The following is a 15,227-nucleotide window of genomic DNA, read 5'->3' as shown; positions in this document are numbered from 1 at the left end:
TTTAGCTAAAAAAAAGAGCCTCATTTGAGGCTCTTTTTTTTATGATTTTTTTATTTAAAGTGAACTTTCTTAATCTATTAAGAATCAACAAATCTGCTTGCTGGCGAAATATGAATCTGATAACTTACAAAGAGTAAGTATATTAAAACGAGTAAGTAATAAAAATATGGTGAGAATAGTATGACAAATTATGCAATCAGCCCATTACTGGGGCAGGTTTTATCAACTGAATGTCCATCACGTGAAATATTGGAACACCTTGCTAATAAATGGTCGGTCTTGGTTTTGCGTTGCCTGAGTGAAAGGGTGCATCGTTTTAGTGAACTGAAACAACGCATTGAAGGGGTAAGTGAAAAAATGCTCTCCCAGACTTTAAAAATGCTAGAACAAGATGGTTTTATTTTGAGAACGGTTTATCCGGTGGTGCCGCCAAAAGTGGAATATCAATTGACGATTACCGGTTCACAAGCGGCTGAAAAAATCATGTATTTAATTGGCTGGATTGAAAAAAGTCTGCCAGATATTTTAGAACATAAACAAAATGTTATTAAATAGTTTTCATTAAATGGCAGGAATGCAGTGTTTGTGAAAATACAAAATTTGGACTTATCTTGGTTTATATAAAATACTGATTTTAAAAGGTGTCTGCATCAGAAAATCTTCTTGTGAACACGGCTTTTGAAAAATTTACTCCTCTATAAATTATTTTAAAAATCATTAAGAAATTCACAAAAAGAATTTCCAAAATAGGGGATAGTATTAGGGCAAAAGCGCTTGATTTCCTACCACTTCTTTTCCATCTTTTAAGCATTCTGTTTCTAAATCTATGCCTTAGATAGGTCAAATAGGCTTGGTGAGAAAACGACTAACTAAGATTTATGGGATTGCTGCATAATTCTATTCGAGAAATTCTTTAAAATATGGCAGAATATGGGGTTTTAAAGTTTTTAGAGGATTGGCAATATGCGCTTTGTTGATGAAGCAGTCATTACCGTAGAGGCTGGCGACGGTGGCAATGGCGTAGCCAGTTTTCGCCGTGAAAAATTCGTGCCATTTGGTGGTCCAGATGGTGGTGATGGTGGTCGTGGCGGCAGCATTTATATTCAGGCTGACGACGACACCAGTACGCTAGTTGATTATCGTTATACACGTAAATATCGTGCAGAACGAGCAAAAAATGGCCGTGGGGCGAACTGTGCTGGTCGTGGCGGTGAAGATACCGTATTAAAAGTTCCGGTAGGAACAACAATTGTAGATGTAGAGTCTGGTGACATTATTGGCGACTTGATCGAAGACGGTCAACGCGTGAAAGTTGCAGCAGGCGGTGATGGTGGTTTAGGTAATACCCACTTTAAATCATCGACCAACCGTTCACCACGTAAATGTACGCATGGTCAAAAAGGTGAATTCCGTGAAATCCGTCTAGAGCTTAAAGTTCTGGCAGATGTCGGCTTGCTAGGTATGCCAAATGCGGGTAAATCAACCTTCATTCGTGCAGTCTCGGCAGCAAAACCAAAAGTTGCAGATTATCCATTTACCACCATGGTGCCAAACCTGGGTGTGGTCGATGCCGATAGTCACCGTTCATTCGTGATGGCGGATATTCCGGGCCTGATCGAAGGCGCATCTGAAGGTGCAGGTCTTGGGATTCGCTTCCTGAAGCACTTGGCGCGTACCCGTATCTTGTTACACATCGTTGACGTACAGCCGATTGATGGCTCAGATCCGGCACATAATGCTAAAGCAATTATGAAAGAGTTAGAAAATTTCTCCCCAACGCTTTCAAAACTGCCGATCGTATTGGTGCTGAACAAAGTCGATCAGTTGGCTGAAGAAACACGTGAAGAATGGTGCACCCATATTCTTGAAGAATTGCAGTGGGAAGGCCCAGTTTTTGAGACTTCTGGCTTAACGGCTGAAGGCACCAAAGACGTAGTTTACTACCTGATGGATCAGATCGAAGAGCAACGTGAACGCGAAGCTGAAGATCAAGAATATGCAGCAGAAATGAAAGCATTCCGTGATCAGCTTGAAGCTGAAACACGTGAACAAACCATCGCTGCAAAAGAAGCGTATCGTGAGATGCGTCGTCAGCAACGTCTTGCCGGTATTCTGGGCGATGACGAAGATGATGAAGATGGCGATGATGATAGTGATGTGGAAGTGTACTACGTACGCTAATCTCTGAGAAAAGAGTCTGAGGACAAGATGATAGAAGTGGTAGATGGGCAGCGTCAGCTCAAGGGTTGTAAACGAATCGTTGTTAAAATCGGATCATCTTTACTCACAGCAAATGGACAAGGTTTAGATTTAGATGCTATCTCGCATTGGGCGGGACAAATCGCAGATCTACACAATGCAGGACACGAGATTATTCTGGTGTCTTCCGGTGCTGTGGCTGAAGGTATGGTGCGAATGAAACTTGAGAATCGACCCACTGATCTACCCAGTCTTCAGGCTTGTGCTGCCATCGGTCAGATGGGCCTGATTCATACCTGGTCAAGCGTACTTGAGAAGCATCAGATTCGAACTGCGCAAGTATTGTTAACCCATGATGATCTGGCAGATCGTCGTCGCTACCTCAACTCATGTGATGCCTTGCAGAACCTGATTGATTGGCGCGTGATTCCGGTGATCAATGAAAATGACACGGTTTCGACTGACGAAATTCGCTTTGGTGACAACGACACGCTTGCGGCCATGGTGGCAGGTCAGGTTCATGCAGACCTTCTGATTATCTTAACGGATCAGGAAGGGATGTTTGACTCAGACCCACGGTCTAATCCAGATGCCAAACTGTTCCATACCGTACGTGCGATGGATGAAAGTCTGTTTGATATGGCCGGTGGAGGCGGTAAATTTGGTCGTGGTGGCATGCTGACCAAAGTTCGTGCTGCACGTCTGGCTGCAAAGTCGGGCTGTCCGACCTTAATTGCAAGTGGTGATAGTGATGGTGTTCTATCACGTCTAATGTCTGGCGAATTGTTAGGCACCTTATTTGTCACTGACAAAGACCGGATGACAGCGCATCAGCAATGGTTGGCGGCTCACTTGCAAACCGCAGGTCGTTTGGTGATTGATGATGGTGCAGTAAAAGCCATTAAAGACAATCATCGTAGCTTGTTGCCTGTAGGCGTCAAAGCTGTTGAAGGTCACTTCGAACGTGGTGATGTGGTGGAATGTGTTGATACACAAGGTCACCGGATTGCTGTAGGGCGTGTCAATTTCAGTTCGCGTTCAGCAGATATCGTTCGTGGTCTGGCATCGGATAAAGTACATCAGGTGTTAGGTGAAGCACGTTCACTAGAAATGATTCATCGCAATCATATGGCGATTTATTGAGTTATTCAGATTCAAGTTTAGAGATTCAAAAAGTCCCGCTTTCGAGCGGGATTTTTTATGACATTTTAATTATATTTATTTAATCCAGCCCATTCGAATTAAAGGCGAAAATAACCAATAATGAATACCCAAAATAAAGTTCATGATTTGATTCTCATATTTCCACCACAATGGTAATCCAGCTAAATTTACTGTTATTGCCATCAGGAATGCACCCAGCATATCAATCGGAAAATGCACACCGACATAAACACGCGACCACGCTACCAGCCAAGCTGTCCAGATTAGAATTCGTCCCAAGTCTCGCTGCGGTGAAAAATAATAAGCGAAGGCAATTCCACTAAAAATACTCATATGGTTGCTGGGAAAAGAACCAGTCGGTGCATGTTCAATCAGGGTGCGACCAACATCCATCACAAACGGGCGTGGGGTATTAAGGATCGCAGACAATATCTCGCTGATCGACAAGGTAATAGCTGTAAAAATAAATGCTTTGATAATCCCCATTTTTACTTGGTAACTACCACGGAACCAGGCAATAGAAAAAATCAGCAGAAAGAGATAAACCAGGTCATGCGCAATCAGGGAGGCATAGTCGATCATCCAGATTGAGGCTTGGTCGGGTACATTTAAGATATGAAACAGGTAAAGATTCAATTGGTCAAGGGACATGAGCAGAGAGGACTGGAACAAATGTCCGTTACTCTAAACCGGTCAAACCTTAATTCCTACCTGAGTTTGTATGAATTTGTAGCCTCGGTTTTTAAAGAATATTCACATGATAAAAAACCACCCAAAAGGGTGGTTCTTAAAAGTGCGAATAATATAATGAAGTCTTATTTAAACTGAATCGCCCCATTCGCGCTGACCGTCATTTGCGATTCGCCCGCCGCAACTTCCTGCTCAGGAACCGCCATATCAGCCGATGCAGATTTCATCATGGCCATACGCGGTACTGGCTGTGGTGAATAGTTATTAGTATTCAGGTTTAAGTTCACCAGTTGATAACTCGGTTTGTTCCAGGTCTGGGTGAGTGCCTGTGCGCGTTGCTGGAAGTTTTTGGTGGCTTCAATCATCAGCTCGCTTTCAACTTTTTTACGCTTTTCGTCAGATACCTTGAAATTAATTGACTGGGTCTGGAAGTGCTGTTGTAATTCAGCAATCAATTGAGATGTCGCTTTAAAATCTTTTGATTCCAGACGAATCTGGGCACGACCACGCCATTCTTTCAATTTGCGGTTGTCATTGTCATAAATAGGATAAGTGCTTTGTGCCCCAGTCTCGATTTTCACAGTTGGATATTTGCGTGCTGTAGCAATTGCTTGATTCATCAGCTGGTTAATTTGAGTGGCCAGTTCAGCCGGCTGTTTGTTGGATTTTTCAATATAAAGCACAGCATGCATTTCATCATTTGAGATTTCACGGCTGGCCTCTGCTGAAAGATTAACAACATTATAATTCAGAGATTCAGCAGGAGCTGCAAATGCGCCTGTGGCGAGGGTGCTGGCAAGGATCAAACTGGTAAGTGCTAAGAGACGCATGAAATTGTCCTGTTTTTCTTAAAATTGGCCATCTAAGCCGTTGTTAAAATATTAAATCTCAATTGTGATCTTTTTACGAAATATTTGTCGTAAGAGTGTTAAATTCTCTTTAATTTTATCTCATTATTTAATTTATATTTATTTTTAATAATTAAATACTTAATGAATAATTTTAAGATTGGTTACCTGAATGCCGCCTGCGCTACAAAAAACCATAAAAGAACACGCTTTTCTTTCTGCTGTCACACTGTAAGATGATGATTTAGGGGATGGATTAGCATGATGTTTTTTTTCGATAAAGATTAGGACAAAATGTGACTGAAAGTTGTTTATTTTCCTGAAAAATTCGGTATCATCCGCCTCCTAGTTATTCGAATACAAAACTGCTAGCTAGAACCTTTATAAAGCGCCGAGTCAAAGGACCAAACGTCACCAGACTTATTTCTTTCACCCATATCAGAGATGGTAATTCGATATGAGCGTTACTTCTGTAAACCCTGCCACCAATTCCACAAACGAATACTACTTGACTCGCCAAAGTCAGATGGAATCGAATGTGCGTAGTTATCCACGTAAATTACCGTTAGCGATAGCGAAAGCACAAGGTTGCTGGGTTACCGATGTTGAAGGTACTGAGTACCTTGATTGTTTAGCTGGGGCAGGGACGTTGGCTTTAGGCCATAATCATCCTGCAGTCATTCAAAGTATCCAGGATACAATTGCAAGCGGTTTACCATTGCATACCCTGGATCTTACTACTCCTTTAAAAGATGCTTTTACTGAAGCACTTCTTTCTTATCTTCCAGGTGGCCAAGAAGAGTACTGCTTGCAGTTCTGTGGTCCATCCGGTGCAGATGCAACTGAAGCCGCGATTAAACTGGCGAAAACCTTTACCGGTCGTAGCTCAGTGATCAGCTTTTCTGGCGGCTACCATGGTATGACTCACGGTGCATTGGCAATGACAGGTAACCTGTCTGCGAAAAATGCAGTGAACGGTTTGATGCCGGGTGTACAGTTCATGCCGTATCCGCATGAATACCGTTGTCCATTGGGTCTTGGTGGTGAAGCCGGTGTTGATGCCCTGACTTACTACTTTGAAAACTTCATTGAAGATGTAGAAAGCGGCGTGACCAAACCTGCAGCTGTGATTCTTGAAGCGATTCAAGGTGAAGGCGGTGTGGTGACTGCGCCAGTAAAATGGTTGCAAAAAATCCGCGAAGTGACTGAAAAACACAATATCGTGTTGATTCTTGATGAAGTTCAGGCTGGTTTTGCACGTTCAGGCAAAATGTTTGCATTCGAACACGCAGGTATCGAACCTGATGTTGTAGTGATGTCTAAAGCCGTAGGTGGTAGCTTACCGCTTGCCGTACTTGGTATTAAACGTAAGTTTGATGCTTGGCAGCCAGCAGGTCATACCGGTACTTTCCGTGGTAACCAATTGGCGATGGGTACAGGTCTTGCAACGATCAATACCATTAAAGAACAGAACCTGGCTCAAAATGCACAAGAGCGTGGTGATTTCCTGCAAGCTGAACTTAAAAAACTGGCTACTGAATTCCCGTGTATCGGTAACGTGCGTGGCCGTGGTCTGATGATCGGCGTTGAAATCGTAGATGAGCGCAAAGATGCGGATCATATGGGTTCTTTACCTGCTGATGGTCAGTTGGCTGCAGCGATCCAAACCGCTTGTTTCAACAATAAATTATTGCTTGAGAAAGGTGGTCGTAACGGTACAGTGATTCGTTTACTTTGCCCGTTGATCATTACTCAAGACGAATGTGTTGAAGTGATTACTCGTTTCAAAAAATCGGTTGCTGAAGCACTAGTTGCAGTTCGAGGCGCATAATTCATGGTAGATTTCGCAGAACATCGTAAAGCGTTACTCTGCAATGATGCTGCATCCATTGCTGACTATCAGGCTGGCATGGACCAAGCGACCAAAGCGGTTGCGGCATGGTTGCAAAACGACAAAATGTACACTGGTGGCAGCATTAACGAGCTGCGCAGTGCGATTGCATTTAACCCTTCAAAAGAAGGCTTGGGTGTAGAAAAATCTCTTGAGCGTATGGTTGAGCTATTTCTCAACAAGAGCTTAAAAGTTCATCATCCGCACTCACTTGCGCATCTTCACTGTCCAACGATGGTAACTAGCCAGATCGCGGAAGTGCTGATTAACGCAACCAACCAGTCAATGGACTCATGGGATCAAAGCCCGGCCGGTTCGTTGATGGAAGTTCAGCTGATTGACTGGTTACGTCAAAAAGTGGGCTATGGTGCAGGTCAGGCCGGTGTATTCACTTCTGGTGGTACACAGTCTAACTTGATGGGCGTATTGCTGGCGCGTGATGCTTGCATCGCGAAAAACTGGAAAGACGAAAACGGTAATCCGTGGTCGGTTCAGCGCGATGGTATTCCTGCGGATGCGATGCGTAATGTCAAAGTCATCTGTTCTGAAAATGCACATTTCTCTGTGCAAAAGAACATGGCGATGATGGGCATGGGCTTCCAGTCTGTCGTGACTGTACCTGTGAATGAAAATGCACAGATGGACGTAGACGCGCTGGAAAAAACCATGGCGCATCTTCAGTCTGAAGGCAAGATCGTGGCATGTGTGGTGGCAACAGCGGGTACAACGGATGCTGGTGCGATTGATCCATTGAAAGCAATTCGTGAAATCACCAATAAATATGGCGCGTGGATGCACATCGATGCGGCATGGGGTGGTGCACTGATTCTATCCAATGACTATCGTTCTATGCTGGACGGGATTGAGCTGTCGGATTCGATCACGCTTGATTTCCATAAGCATTATTTCCAAACCATTTCTTGTGGCGCGTTCCTGCTGAAAGATGAAGCGAATTACCGTTTCATGCATTATGAAGCAGAGTATCTGAACTCCGCTTATGATGAAGAACACGGCGTTCCGAATCTGGTGTCTAAGTCGCTACAAACCACGCGTCGTTTTGATGCATTGAAATTGTGGATGACAGTTGAAGCACTGGGCGAAGAGCTTTATGGTTCGATGATCGATCATGGCGTGAAATTAACCCGTGATGTGGCAGACTACATTAAAGCGACTGATGGTCTGGAGCTTCTGCTTGAGCCTCAATTCGCGTCTGTCTTGTTCCGTGTGGTTCCAGCGGGATATCCGGTTGAATTACTCGATACGCTCAATCAAAACGTAGCAGACGAACTGTTTGCGCGTGGTGAAGCGAACATTGGTGTGACGAAAGTCGGTCAGGTTCAGTCTCTGAAAATGACTACTTTAAGCCCGGTTGCAACGCTTGATAACGTGAAGAACTTGCTGGCATTAGTGCTTGCAGAAGCGGATCGTATCAAAGATTCAATCGCTGACGGTACTTATACGCCACCCATTGCATAAGTGATGGTGGTGTGAAAAAAAGGAGATCGAAATGATCTCCTTTTTTGTGCGCTTAAAAATAAAAAAAGGTCCTTTCCCAGATCGAAATTCCTCACAAAAACACGGAAGGTCTGAATCCCGTTTGGCCTGTTATTTATTTGTCATAGGCTTATGTAAAACTGGGGAGCAGGATTTATCCTGAGTTCAGGTTTATAAAAATTGTTACATGTCATTGGTCTAAAATTTTTATTGAAGTGAATGACAAAAAGAACTTAATCATTGAAATCCATAAAAATTTAATCAAGAAAAAACCGCTAGATTAAAAATCACTAAATCGTAATAAAGCTGTAACTTATCTGTCATATTCTAAAATCAAAATGCAGGTATCGAAAGAAGTACAAAACTGAATAAAAAGTGGTGTACTCCAAATTTGCATAAATGAGAGAGATACTAGAATGCGCTTTACAAATATAGCTTTAGCATTAGCAGTAACCGGGGCAACTGCTGTAACGACTGCACACGCAGCTCGTGACACCATTCAAATTGCAGGTTCTTCAACTGTACTTCCTTATGCCAGTATCGTGGCGGAAGAATTCGGGAATACTTTTCCTCAGTTTAAAACACCAGTTGTCGGTTCTGGCGGTTCTTCAGGTGGTTTAAAGCAGTTCTGTAATGGCGTGGGTGATAACACCATTGATATCGCAAACTCTTCGCGTCAAATCAAAAGTACTGAACTGGCAGAATGTAAAAAGAATGGCGTTAACCAGGTACTAGAAATCAAAATTGGTTATGACGGTATTGTATTTGCATCGAATGCTAACAAAGCAGCTTATAAACTGCGTCCACAACATGTCTTCGCTGCACTTGCTGCACAACTTCCATCAAATGGCAAAATGGTCGCTAACCCGTACACGCGTTGGAACCAAATTGACAAAGCACTTCCAAATGAACCAATCACCCTGGTAATTCCTGCATCGAATCATGGTACGCGCGAAGTCTTCCAGGAGAAAATGGTGGATGCAGGTTGTGAAACATACGCTGCAATTAAGTCTTTAGACAAAGATGCCAAGAAAAAAGCTTGTACAACATTCCGTAAAGATGGCCGTGTGGTTGAGATTGCCGGTGACTATACCGAAACATTGGCACGTTTAAAAACTTCTCCAAGTGCGGTAGGTGTGTTTGGTTTAGGTTTCTATGATCAGAACCGTGACCGTCTACGTGTTGCCACAGTGAACAATGTAGCGCCTTCTGAAAAGACCATCTTGAATGGTGCTTATCCGGTATCACGTCCATTGTTCTTCTATGTGAAAGGCGAGCACTTGAAATCGATCAAAGGCTTACCGCAGTTCACAGAATACTTCCTGAACAAGAAAGTATCTGGCAAAGGCTCTAAGCTGGAAAAAGCAGGTCTGATTTCAATGTCTGATAAAGAACGTGCGGCAGTCCTGGCAAATTTCAAGGCTGGTAAAGCGGTTGTTGTGAAGTAATAAATGATTTTGAAAACGCTGGTGGTAGGGTCAACCTACCATCGGCTTTTTGCGATAAACAAGTTTTTTCAAACCATGAAAATTGAAAAAACAGTGGAGAATACATGAATCTGCTACTTATAGGTGTGTTATTGGCCATCATGGCCATAGCCTATCAAATCGGATTAAGTAAAAGCCGTAGCTTAGCAGGTAAGGGAAGCAATTCTGCAAACTTACACTCGCGTCCCGGATATTATGGTGCCCTGGTTGCACTATGGTGTGGTATCCCTGCGTTTTTAATTTTGATTGTTTGGAACATGGTGGAACCCACTTTTCTGGAGCAGGTGGTACTCAACCATTTGCCAGAAAATGTTTCTGCTAGTCTGGATCCGGCAAGTCTGAGTGTTGTGATTGATCGCGTTCAGGCACTTGCCTCAGGTTTCGGGGTCAGTGATACACCTGCAGCCTATGAAGTTGCAGCAGCAGAACAGTTGGCTAAATTCTCGACCATTGGTACCTTTGCCAAATTGGCAGTCGTGATTTCGGCTGCGCTGGCCGGTCTGGTCTGGGCCAAGAAACATATTAGCCAGGAATTCCGTGCACGTAACCAAGTCGAAAAAATGATTAATATCGGCCTGGCATTGTGTTCAGGTGTGGCGATTCTGACCACTCTCGGGATTGTGATGTCGATGTTTGGCGAGGCAATGCGTTTCTTCAGCTTCGTCAGCCCACTGGATTTCTTCTTTGGTACCCAATGGAACCCGGGGTTTAGCACCTCTGGCAGTGCCGAAGGTAGTTATGGTTTATTGCCACTGCTCTGGGGCACGCTCATGGTCAGCGGGATCGCACTTTTAGTTGCAGTTCCGGTTGGCCTGATGATTGCGATCTATCTGGCAGAATACGCTTCACCGCGGTTCCGCTCTTGGGCAAAACCCACGATTGAAGTGCTGGCGGGTATTCCTACGATTGTCTATGGTGTTTTTGCCTTGATGATCATCGGTCCATTCCTTAAAAGCATGGGTGCTCTGGTCGGACTCGAAATTAATGCGACCAGTGCGCTAACTGCCGGTCTGGTCATGGGTATCATGATCATTCCATTTGTATCTTCTCTGTCAGACGACATCATCACTCAGGTGCCGCGTGCCTTACGTGATGGTTCTTTGGGCTTGGGCGCGACCAAATCTGAAACGATCCGTCAGGTGGTTTTACCCGCGGCTCTACCGGGTATTATCGGTGCGTTCCTGTTGGCGGCGTCACGTGCAATTGGTGAAACCATGATCGTGGTTCTTGCAGCCGGGAACAGCCCGCAGTTGCATGCCAATCCGCTTGAAGCAGTATCCACGGTCACGATTACCATCGTGAATCAGCTAACTGGCGATACTGATTTTGCTAGTCCACAAGCACTGGTGGCCTTTGCACTAGGACTGACGCTATTCGTCATTACCTTGGGTTTGAACATTGTTGCACTGATCATCGTGCGTAAATATCGTGAGCAATACGACTAATGAGTACTTCAAATACAACGCCTGTGGATCAGCGTATTGATCCATCCATCGCCGCCGAGCTGCGTGAAAAGCGTAAGAAGACCATTCAAAGCTCTTTGGCACGACGTCATCGTAAAGAAAAAACCTTTCGTTTATTTGGTTTCTCTGCGGTACTGGCAGGTCTGTTCTTTGTGGTATTGCTGTTCGGGAGTATTTTATCCAAAGGTTTGCCTGCATTCTGGCAGAGCAGCATGAGTTTGCCGATTCATTTCGATCCTGCCATTGTGGATATTGGTCCAAAACCGAAGCCAGCTGCAGGAGAATCTCCAGCACAGTTTGAAGATCGCTTTATCGCATGGCAGACCGAAGTGGGAATGGTAGATTGGGATGCCCTGATTATCAACGGCATGATTGCCAAAGACAGCAAGCTGGAAAGCCAGCGTGATGAACTGGGTTCTTTATATACCAGTTCTGAGGCGTACCGCTTGCGAGACATGGTCATGAATGATCCGAGTCTGGTCGGTCAAAGCAAGGAAGTGAAAATTCTGGCGGATGCCAATGTCGATGTCTGGCTGGCGGGAAATATTGACCGTGATCTTCCCGATGAACAGCAGCAGCTCAGTCCTGAAGTACGTCAGGTGGCGGACGAGATGAAAGCCTCTGGTGTGATTGAAAATAGTTTCAATACCAATATTTTCACCAGTCCTGACTCGCGCAGTTCACCAGCAACTTCTGGCTTGGCAGGCGCCTTTATGGGCTCGCTGTTCATGATGATGATTGTGATCTTTATCTCGATTCCAATCGGGGTGGCCTCCGCGATCTACCTGGAAGAATTTGCTCCGAAAAACTGGATTACCGATGTGGTCGAAGTCAATATCAACAACCTGGCAGCCGTACCATCGATTGTCTTCGGTCTATTGGGTGCAGCGATCTTCATTGGCTGGATGCATTTGCCACTGTCAGCCCCATTGGTGGGTGGTCTGGTACTGAGTCTGATGACCTTACCGACTGTGATCATCACCACACGCGCATCACTTAAAGCGGTTCCACCTTCGATTCGTCAGGCAGCTTTGGGCCTCGGTGCTTCCCGCATCCAGACAGTATTTCATCACGTCTTGCCTTTGGCTTTGCCGGGTATTTTGACGGGCGCAATCATTGGGGTCGCACAAGCTTTGGGTGAAACTGCACCATTGTTATTAATCGGGATGAGTGCTTTTGTTGCCAGCGTTCCAGCCACACCATTTGATCAGTCAACGGCTTTACCGGTGCAGATTTTCTTATGGCAAGGCAATGAATTACGTAACTTCTTTGAAGGGCGTACCGCAGCAGCAATTATTGTACTTCTGGCCATGATGATCAGCTTGAACAGTCTGGCCATCTGGTTACGTAAGAAATTTGAAGTCCGTTGGTAATAGGGGCAGAATCATGAACACAACTGTTATTCAAAATTCCTTAAAAAAGGATCAAATCGTGAATCCACAACAGACACAATTCACCTCGGATGAGGCGACTCAAAAGCTGGCAACTCCGTTTGTTTCCCAGTTCGATACGCAAAGCAGCAGCAAAAAAGATGCGAAGTCGACGAATGTGAAACTTAGTACTTCTGATGTGCATGTGTACTATGGTGAAGCGGAAGCGATTAAAGGCATTGACCTGAACATTTATGAAAATGAAGTGATTGCTTTTATTGGGCCATCAGGCTGTGGTAAATCGACCTTTCTGCGTACCTTAAACCGCATGAACGATACCATTGATAGCTGCCGTGTGACCGGTAAAGTCATGCTGGACAATCAGGATATTTATGATCCAAACCTAGATGTGGTCTTGCTACGTGCACAGGTTGGTATGGTTTTCCAGAAGCCGAACCCATTCCCGAAATCAATCTTCGATAATGTCTCCTATGGTCCAAAACTGCATGGTTTGGCGCGTGACAAGTACGATCTTGAAGAAATTGTAGAAGGCAGTTTGCGTAAAGCTGGTTTGTGGGAAGAAGTGAAAGATCGTTTAAACCAGCCGGGAACAGGTTTATCGGGTGGTCAGCAGCAACGTCTGTGTATCGCGCGTACCATTGCAGTCAGCCCGGAAGTGATCCTGATGGATGAACCATGTTCAGCACTTGATCCCATTGCAACCGCTAAAGTAGAAGAGCTGATTTCTGAGCTTTCTACCCAATACACGATTGCGATTGTAACTCACTCCATGCAACAGGCAGCACGTGTATCGGATCGTACTGCTTATTTCCATTTGGGTGATCTGATTGAAGTCAACTCGACCGAGAAAGTCTTTACCCAGCCAGATCATCAGTTGACTGAAGCCTATATTACCGGGCGTTTTGGTTAATCCGATATATAAAAAAAGAGCCGTAAGGCTCTTTTTTATAGGTGAAATAGATGGTGATAATCGTAATAATTCTCGAAATAAAGTTGAAAAAAACCGAAATTGACCTAATCTAAAGGGATAAATCCGAATTAAATAGAGAATAGATTTTTTATGTTATTTCATACTCCGAAACTGTCCGCTGAAATCCGTATTAGTCATCTCAATGCGCGCATCAATGAACAACGAAAAAAAATAGCGCAAACTACTGGGTCTAAACTGGAACTTTTACAGTTATCGCAACAACTGTCAAAAGAAGCGCGTGCACGTAAGAAAACCAATCAAAAAATCTATGTGCTCGATTTTAAAGGTGATATGGCGGCTTCTGCGGTAGAAGGCTTACGTGAAGAAATCACCTTGATTCTGGCCACAGCCAAAGCAGGTCGTGACCGCGTTGTAGTGCGTCTGGAAAGTCCGGGGGGCATGGTCCATGGTTATGGACTTGCAGCAGCTCAACTGGTGCGGTTACGTGAGGCAGGTTTTCATTTGACCATCTGTGTCGATAAAGTGGCGGCCAGTGGCGGTTATATGATGGCATGTATTGCCAATGAGATTATTTCTGCACCATTCGCGATTGTCGGTTCAATTGGTGTAGTTGCTCAAGTCCCCAACTTTAACCGCCTACTGAAAGACAATAAAATCGACTTTGAGCTCTATACCGCAGGTCAGTATAAACGTACCGTGACCATGTTTGGTGAAAATACTGAAGAGGGTAAAGCCAAGTTTGAAGAAGAATTACAGCAAACCCATGCTTTATTCAAACATTTCGTTGAGAAGTATCGCCCGCAGCTGAATATTGAAAAAGTGGCCACTGGTGAGCATTGGTATGGTCGGGATGCGCTGGATCTAAATCTGGTGGATAAACTGCAAACCTCAGATGAATACCTGCTCAACTTGTTGACCCAACATGATATCTATTCCATCCAGACCCGCAAGAAACCAACTTTGGGTGAAAAACTCGGCCTGCAAGCAGCGCAAATTGCTGATTCACTGATACCCACTGTCATGAATAAAGTTATGGAAAGCTTAAGTAAAGCAAACGCAAATCTGGTGCAAATACGTGATCCAAAACTTTAATCCAATTGATCTTGAATGAATTTTAAAGCTCACTTCGGTGGGCTTTTTTATTTTTTGAAATCATATTGTTATGATATAAGTGGAGTACTCTGATTGAGTCTAGGCTCATATGCTCACGTTTATTTTGTTGCTTGGTTTTTTTAGTATCGTATTTATTCCGATGTTATGTATGCTTTATTCTGAAGCAAAATTAACTCAGGATAATTCTAAGAAGGTTTTGTTTTGGCTGAGTTTTCTACCCGGCGTTTGTATCTTTCTGCTGTATAGCTTTCTAAAGCCCAATGATCCACCTGTTATTCCATCGCAGGAATGTGGTGTTGTGCAGTTTTATCAGATGCATAAAGTTCGAGGTGGTAATGAATTTGAACGTGTGAGTATTCGCTTTGATGGCGCTCAATATAGTCGGCATTTATTCTTCGATAAGCATCTGGATAAAATTCCTCAAGGCCAAAAGGCCTGCTTTGAATATCTAGATAAGTTCAAATATCCACATTTGTCAGAATCTAAGTTTGTTCAATGGCTTGAATCGAATGAAATGTAAATCATCATTGAAACTAATCAGATAAAATAAAGCATA

At 44.0% G+C, this 15,227-nt stretch carries 13 protein-coding genes; 11 read left to right on the top strand and 2 right to left on the bottom strand.

Annotated elements, in window-relative coordinates; genetic code table 11:
• Positions 1-180: 180 nt before the first annotated feature.
• From Q9R21_RS01495 to proB, 3 genes are all read left to right on the top strand, one after another.
• A complete protein-coding gene (locus Q9R21_RS01495) occupies positions 181-555 on the top strand; it encodes a helix-turn-helix domain-containing protein (protein WP_311203567.1) in 375 nt (124 codons plus the stop codon).
• 408 nt (positions 556-963) lie between these two features.
• Positions 964-2,181: an Obg family GTPase CgtA gene (gene cgtA, locus Q9R21_RS01490; protein WP_004646519.1), complete on the top strand. Its 1,218-nt coding sequence runs from the start codon at positions 964-966 to the stop codon at positions 2,179-2,181.
• 27 nt (positions 2,182-2,208) lie between these two features.
• On the top strand, positions 2,209-3,342 hold the full coding sequence (proB, locus tag Q9R21_RS01485) for a glutamate 5-kinase (protein ID WP_004279682.1): 1,134 nt from the start codon (positions 2,209-2,211) through the stop codon (positions 3,340-3,342).
• A gap of 75 nt (positions 3,343-3,417) precedes the next feature.
• On the opposite strand, the gene Q9R21_RS01480 is transcribed toward proB, so the two are convergent.
• On the bottom strand, positions 3,418-4,014 hold the full coding sequence (locus tag Q9R21_RS01480; RefSeq protein ID WP_311203566.1) for a phosphatase PAP2 family protein: 597 nt from the start codon (positions 4,012-4,014) through the stop codon (positions 3,418-3,420).
• 164 nt (positions 4,015-4,178) lie between these two features.
• The gene (locus tag Q9R21_RS01475) at positions 4,179-4,883 is read right to left on the bottom strand and encodes an SIMPL domain-containing protein (protein ID WP_004646521.1); all 705 of its coding nucleotides are present in this window, start codon (positions 4,881-4,883) and stop codon (positions 4,179-4,181) included.
• A gap of 475 nt (positions 4,884-5,358) precedes the next feature.
• Here Q9R21_RS01475 and Q9R21_RS01470 point away from each other — a divergent pair, with 475 nt between their 5' ends.
• From Q9R21_RS01470 to Q9R21_RS01435, 8 genes are all read left to right on the top strand, one after another.
• Entirely contained in the window at positions 5,359-6,732 is a 1,374-nt protein-coding gene (locus Q9R21_RS01470) for a diaminobutyrate--2-oxoglutarate transaminase (RefSeq protein WP_311203565.1), read from the top strand.
• Between the two features lie 3 nt (positions 6,733-6,735).
• On the top strand, positions 6,736-8,268 hold the full coding sequence (locus tag Q9R21_RS01465; protein WP_004279709.1) for an aspartate aminotransferase family protein: 1,533 nt from the start codon (positions 6,736-6,738) through the stop codon (positions 8,266-8,268).
• Between the two features lie 434 nt (positions 8,269-8,702).
• Positions 8,703-9,734, top strand: a complete 1,032-nt coding sequence (locus Q9R21_RS01460; RefSeq protein ID WP_004279710.1) for a substrate-binding domain-containing protein — start codon at positions 8,703-8,705, stop codon at positions 9,732-9,734.
• 104 nt (positions 9,735-9,838) lie between these two features.
• Positions 9,839-11,218, top strand: coding sequence for a phosphate ABC transporter permease subunit PstC (gene pstC, locus Q9R21_RS01455; protein WP_005107378.1), 1,380 nt, complete (start codon positions 9,839-9,841; stop codon positions 11,216-11,218).
• Positions 11,218-12,609: a phosphate ABC transporter permease PstA gene (gene pstA, locus Q9R21_RS01450; RefSeq protein WP_004279713.1), complete on the top strand. Its 1,392-nt coding sequence runs from the start codon at positions 11,218-11,220 to the stop codon at positions 12,607-12,609. The genes pstC and pstA overlap by 1 nt, the downstream gene beginning before the upstream one ends.
• A gap of 13 nt (positions 12,610-12,622) precedes the next feature.
• A complete protein-coding gene (gene pstB, locus Q9R21_RS01445) occupies positions 12,623-13,537 on the top strand; it encodes a phosphate ABC transporter ATP-binding protein PstB (RefSeq protein WP_311203564.1) in 915 nt (304 codons plus the stop codon).
• A 150-nt stretch (positions 13,538-13,687) separates the two neighbouring features.
• Entirely contained in the window at positions 13,688-14,650 is a 963-nt protein-coding gene (sohB, locus tag Q9R21_RS01440) for a protease SohB (RefSeq protein WP_153566485.1), read from the top strand.
• A 109-nt stretch (positions 14,651-14,759) separates the two neighbouring features.
• Entirely contained in the window at positions 14,760-15,191 is a 432-nt protein-coding gene (locus tag Q9R21_RS01435) for a hypothetical protein (RefSeq protein WP_085064277.1), read from the top strand.
• The last annotated feature ends 36 nt before the right edge of the window (positions 15,192-15,227 follow it).

Source organism: Acinetobacter sp. RG5 (assembly GCF_031844265.1).
Classification (GTDB): domain Bacteria; phylum Pseudomonadota; class Gammaproteobacteria; order Pseudomonadales; family Moraxellaceae; genus Acinetobacter.
Note: the sequence above shows the minus strand (reverse complement) of the source record. Positions and strands in the feature narration are given on the sequence as shown.

What these genes read in the sequence shown, in the direction of transcription:
- Q9R21_RS01495 (WP_311203567.1), top strand. Translation starts at nt 181, where the DNA reads ATGACAAATTATGCAATCAGCCCATTACTGGGGCAGGTTTTATCAACT.
- cgtA (WP_004646519.1), top strand. Translation starts at nt 964, where the DNA reads ATGCGCTTTGTTGATGAAGCAGTCATTACCGTAGAGGCTGGCGACGGT.
- proB (WP_004279682.1), top strand. Translation starts at nt 2,209, where the DNA reads ATGATAGAAGTGGTAGATGGGCAGCGTCAGCTCAAGGGTTGTAAACGA.
- Q9R21_RS01480 (WP_311203566.1), bottom strand. Translation starts at nt 4,014, where the DNA reads ATGTCCCTTGACCAATTGAATCTTTACCTGTTTCATATCTTAAATGTA.
- Q9R21_RS01475 (WP_004646521.1), bottom strand. Translation starts at nt 4,883, where the DNA reads ATGCGTCTCTTAGCACTTACCAGTTTGATCCTTGCCAGCACCCTCGCC.
- Q9R21_RS01470 (WP_311203565.1), top strand. Translation starts at nt 5,359, where the DNA reads ATGAGCGTTACTTCTGTAAACCCTGCCACCAATTCCACAAACGAATAC.
- Q9R21_RS01465 (WP_004279709.1), top strand. Translation starts at nt 6,736, where the DNA reads ATGGTAGATTTCGCAGAACATCGTAAAGCGTTACTCTGCAATGATGCT.
- Q9R21_RS01460 (WP_004279710.1), top strand. Translation starts at nt 8,703, where the DNA reads ATGCGCTTTACAAATATAGCTTTAGCATTAGCAGTAACCGGGGCAACT.
- pstC (WP_005107378.1), top strand. Translation starts at nt 9,839, where the DNA reads ATGAATCTGCTACTTATAGGTGTGTTATTGGCCATCATGGCCATAGCC.
- pstA (WP_004279713.1), top strand. Translation starts at nt 11,218, where the DNA reads ATGAGTACTTCAAATACAACGCCTGTGGATCAGCGTATTGATCCATCC.
- pstB (WP_311203564.1), top strand. Translation starts at nt 12,623, where the DNA reads ATGAACACAACTGTTATTCAAAATTCCTTAAAAAAGGATCAAATCGTG.
- sohB (WP_153566485.1), top strand. Translation starts at nt 13,688, where the DNA reads ATGTTATTTCATACTCCGAAACTGTCCGCTGAAATCCGTATTAGTCAT.
- Q9R21_RS01435 (WP_085064277.1), top strand. Translation starts at nt 14,760, where the DNA reads ATGCTCACGTTTATTTTGTTGCTTGGTTTTTTTAGTATCGTATTTATT.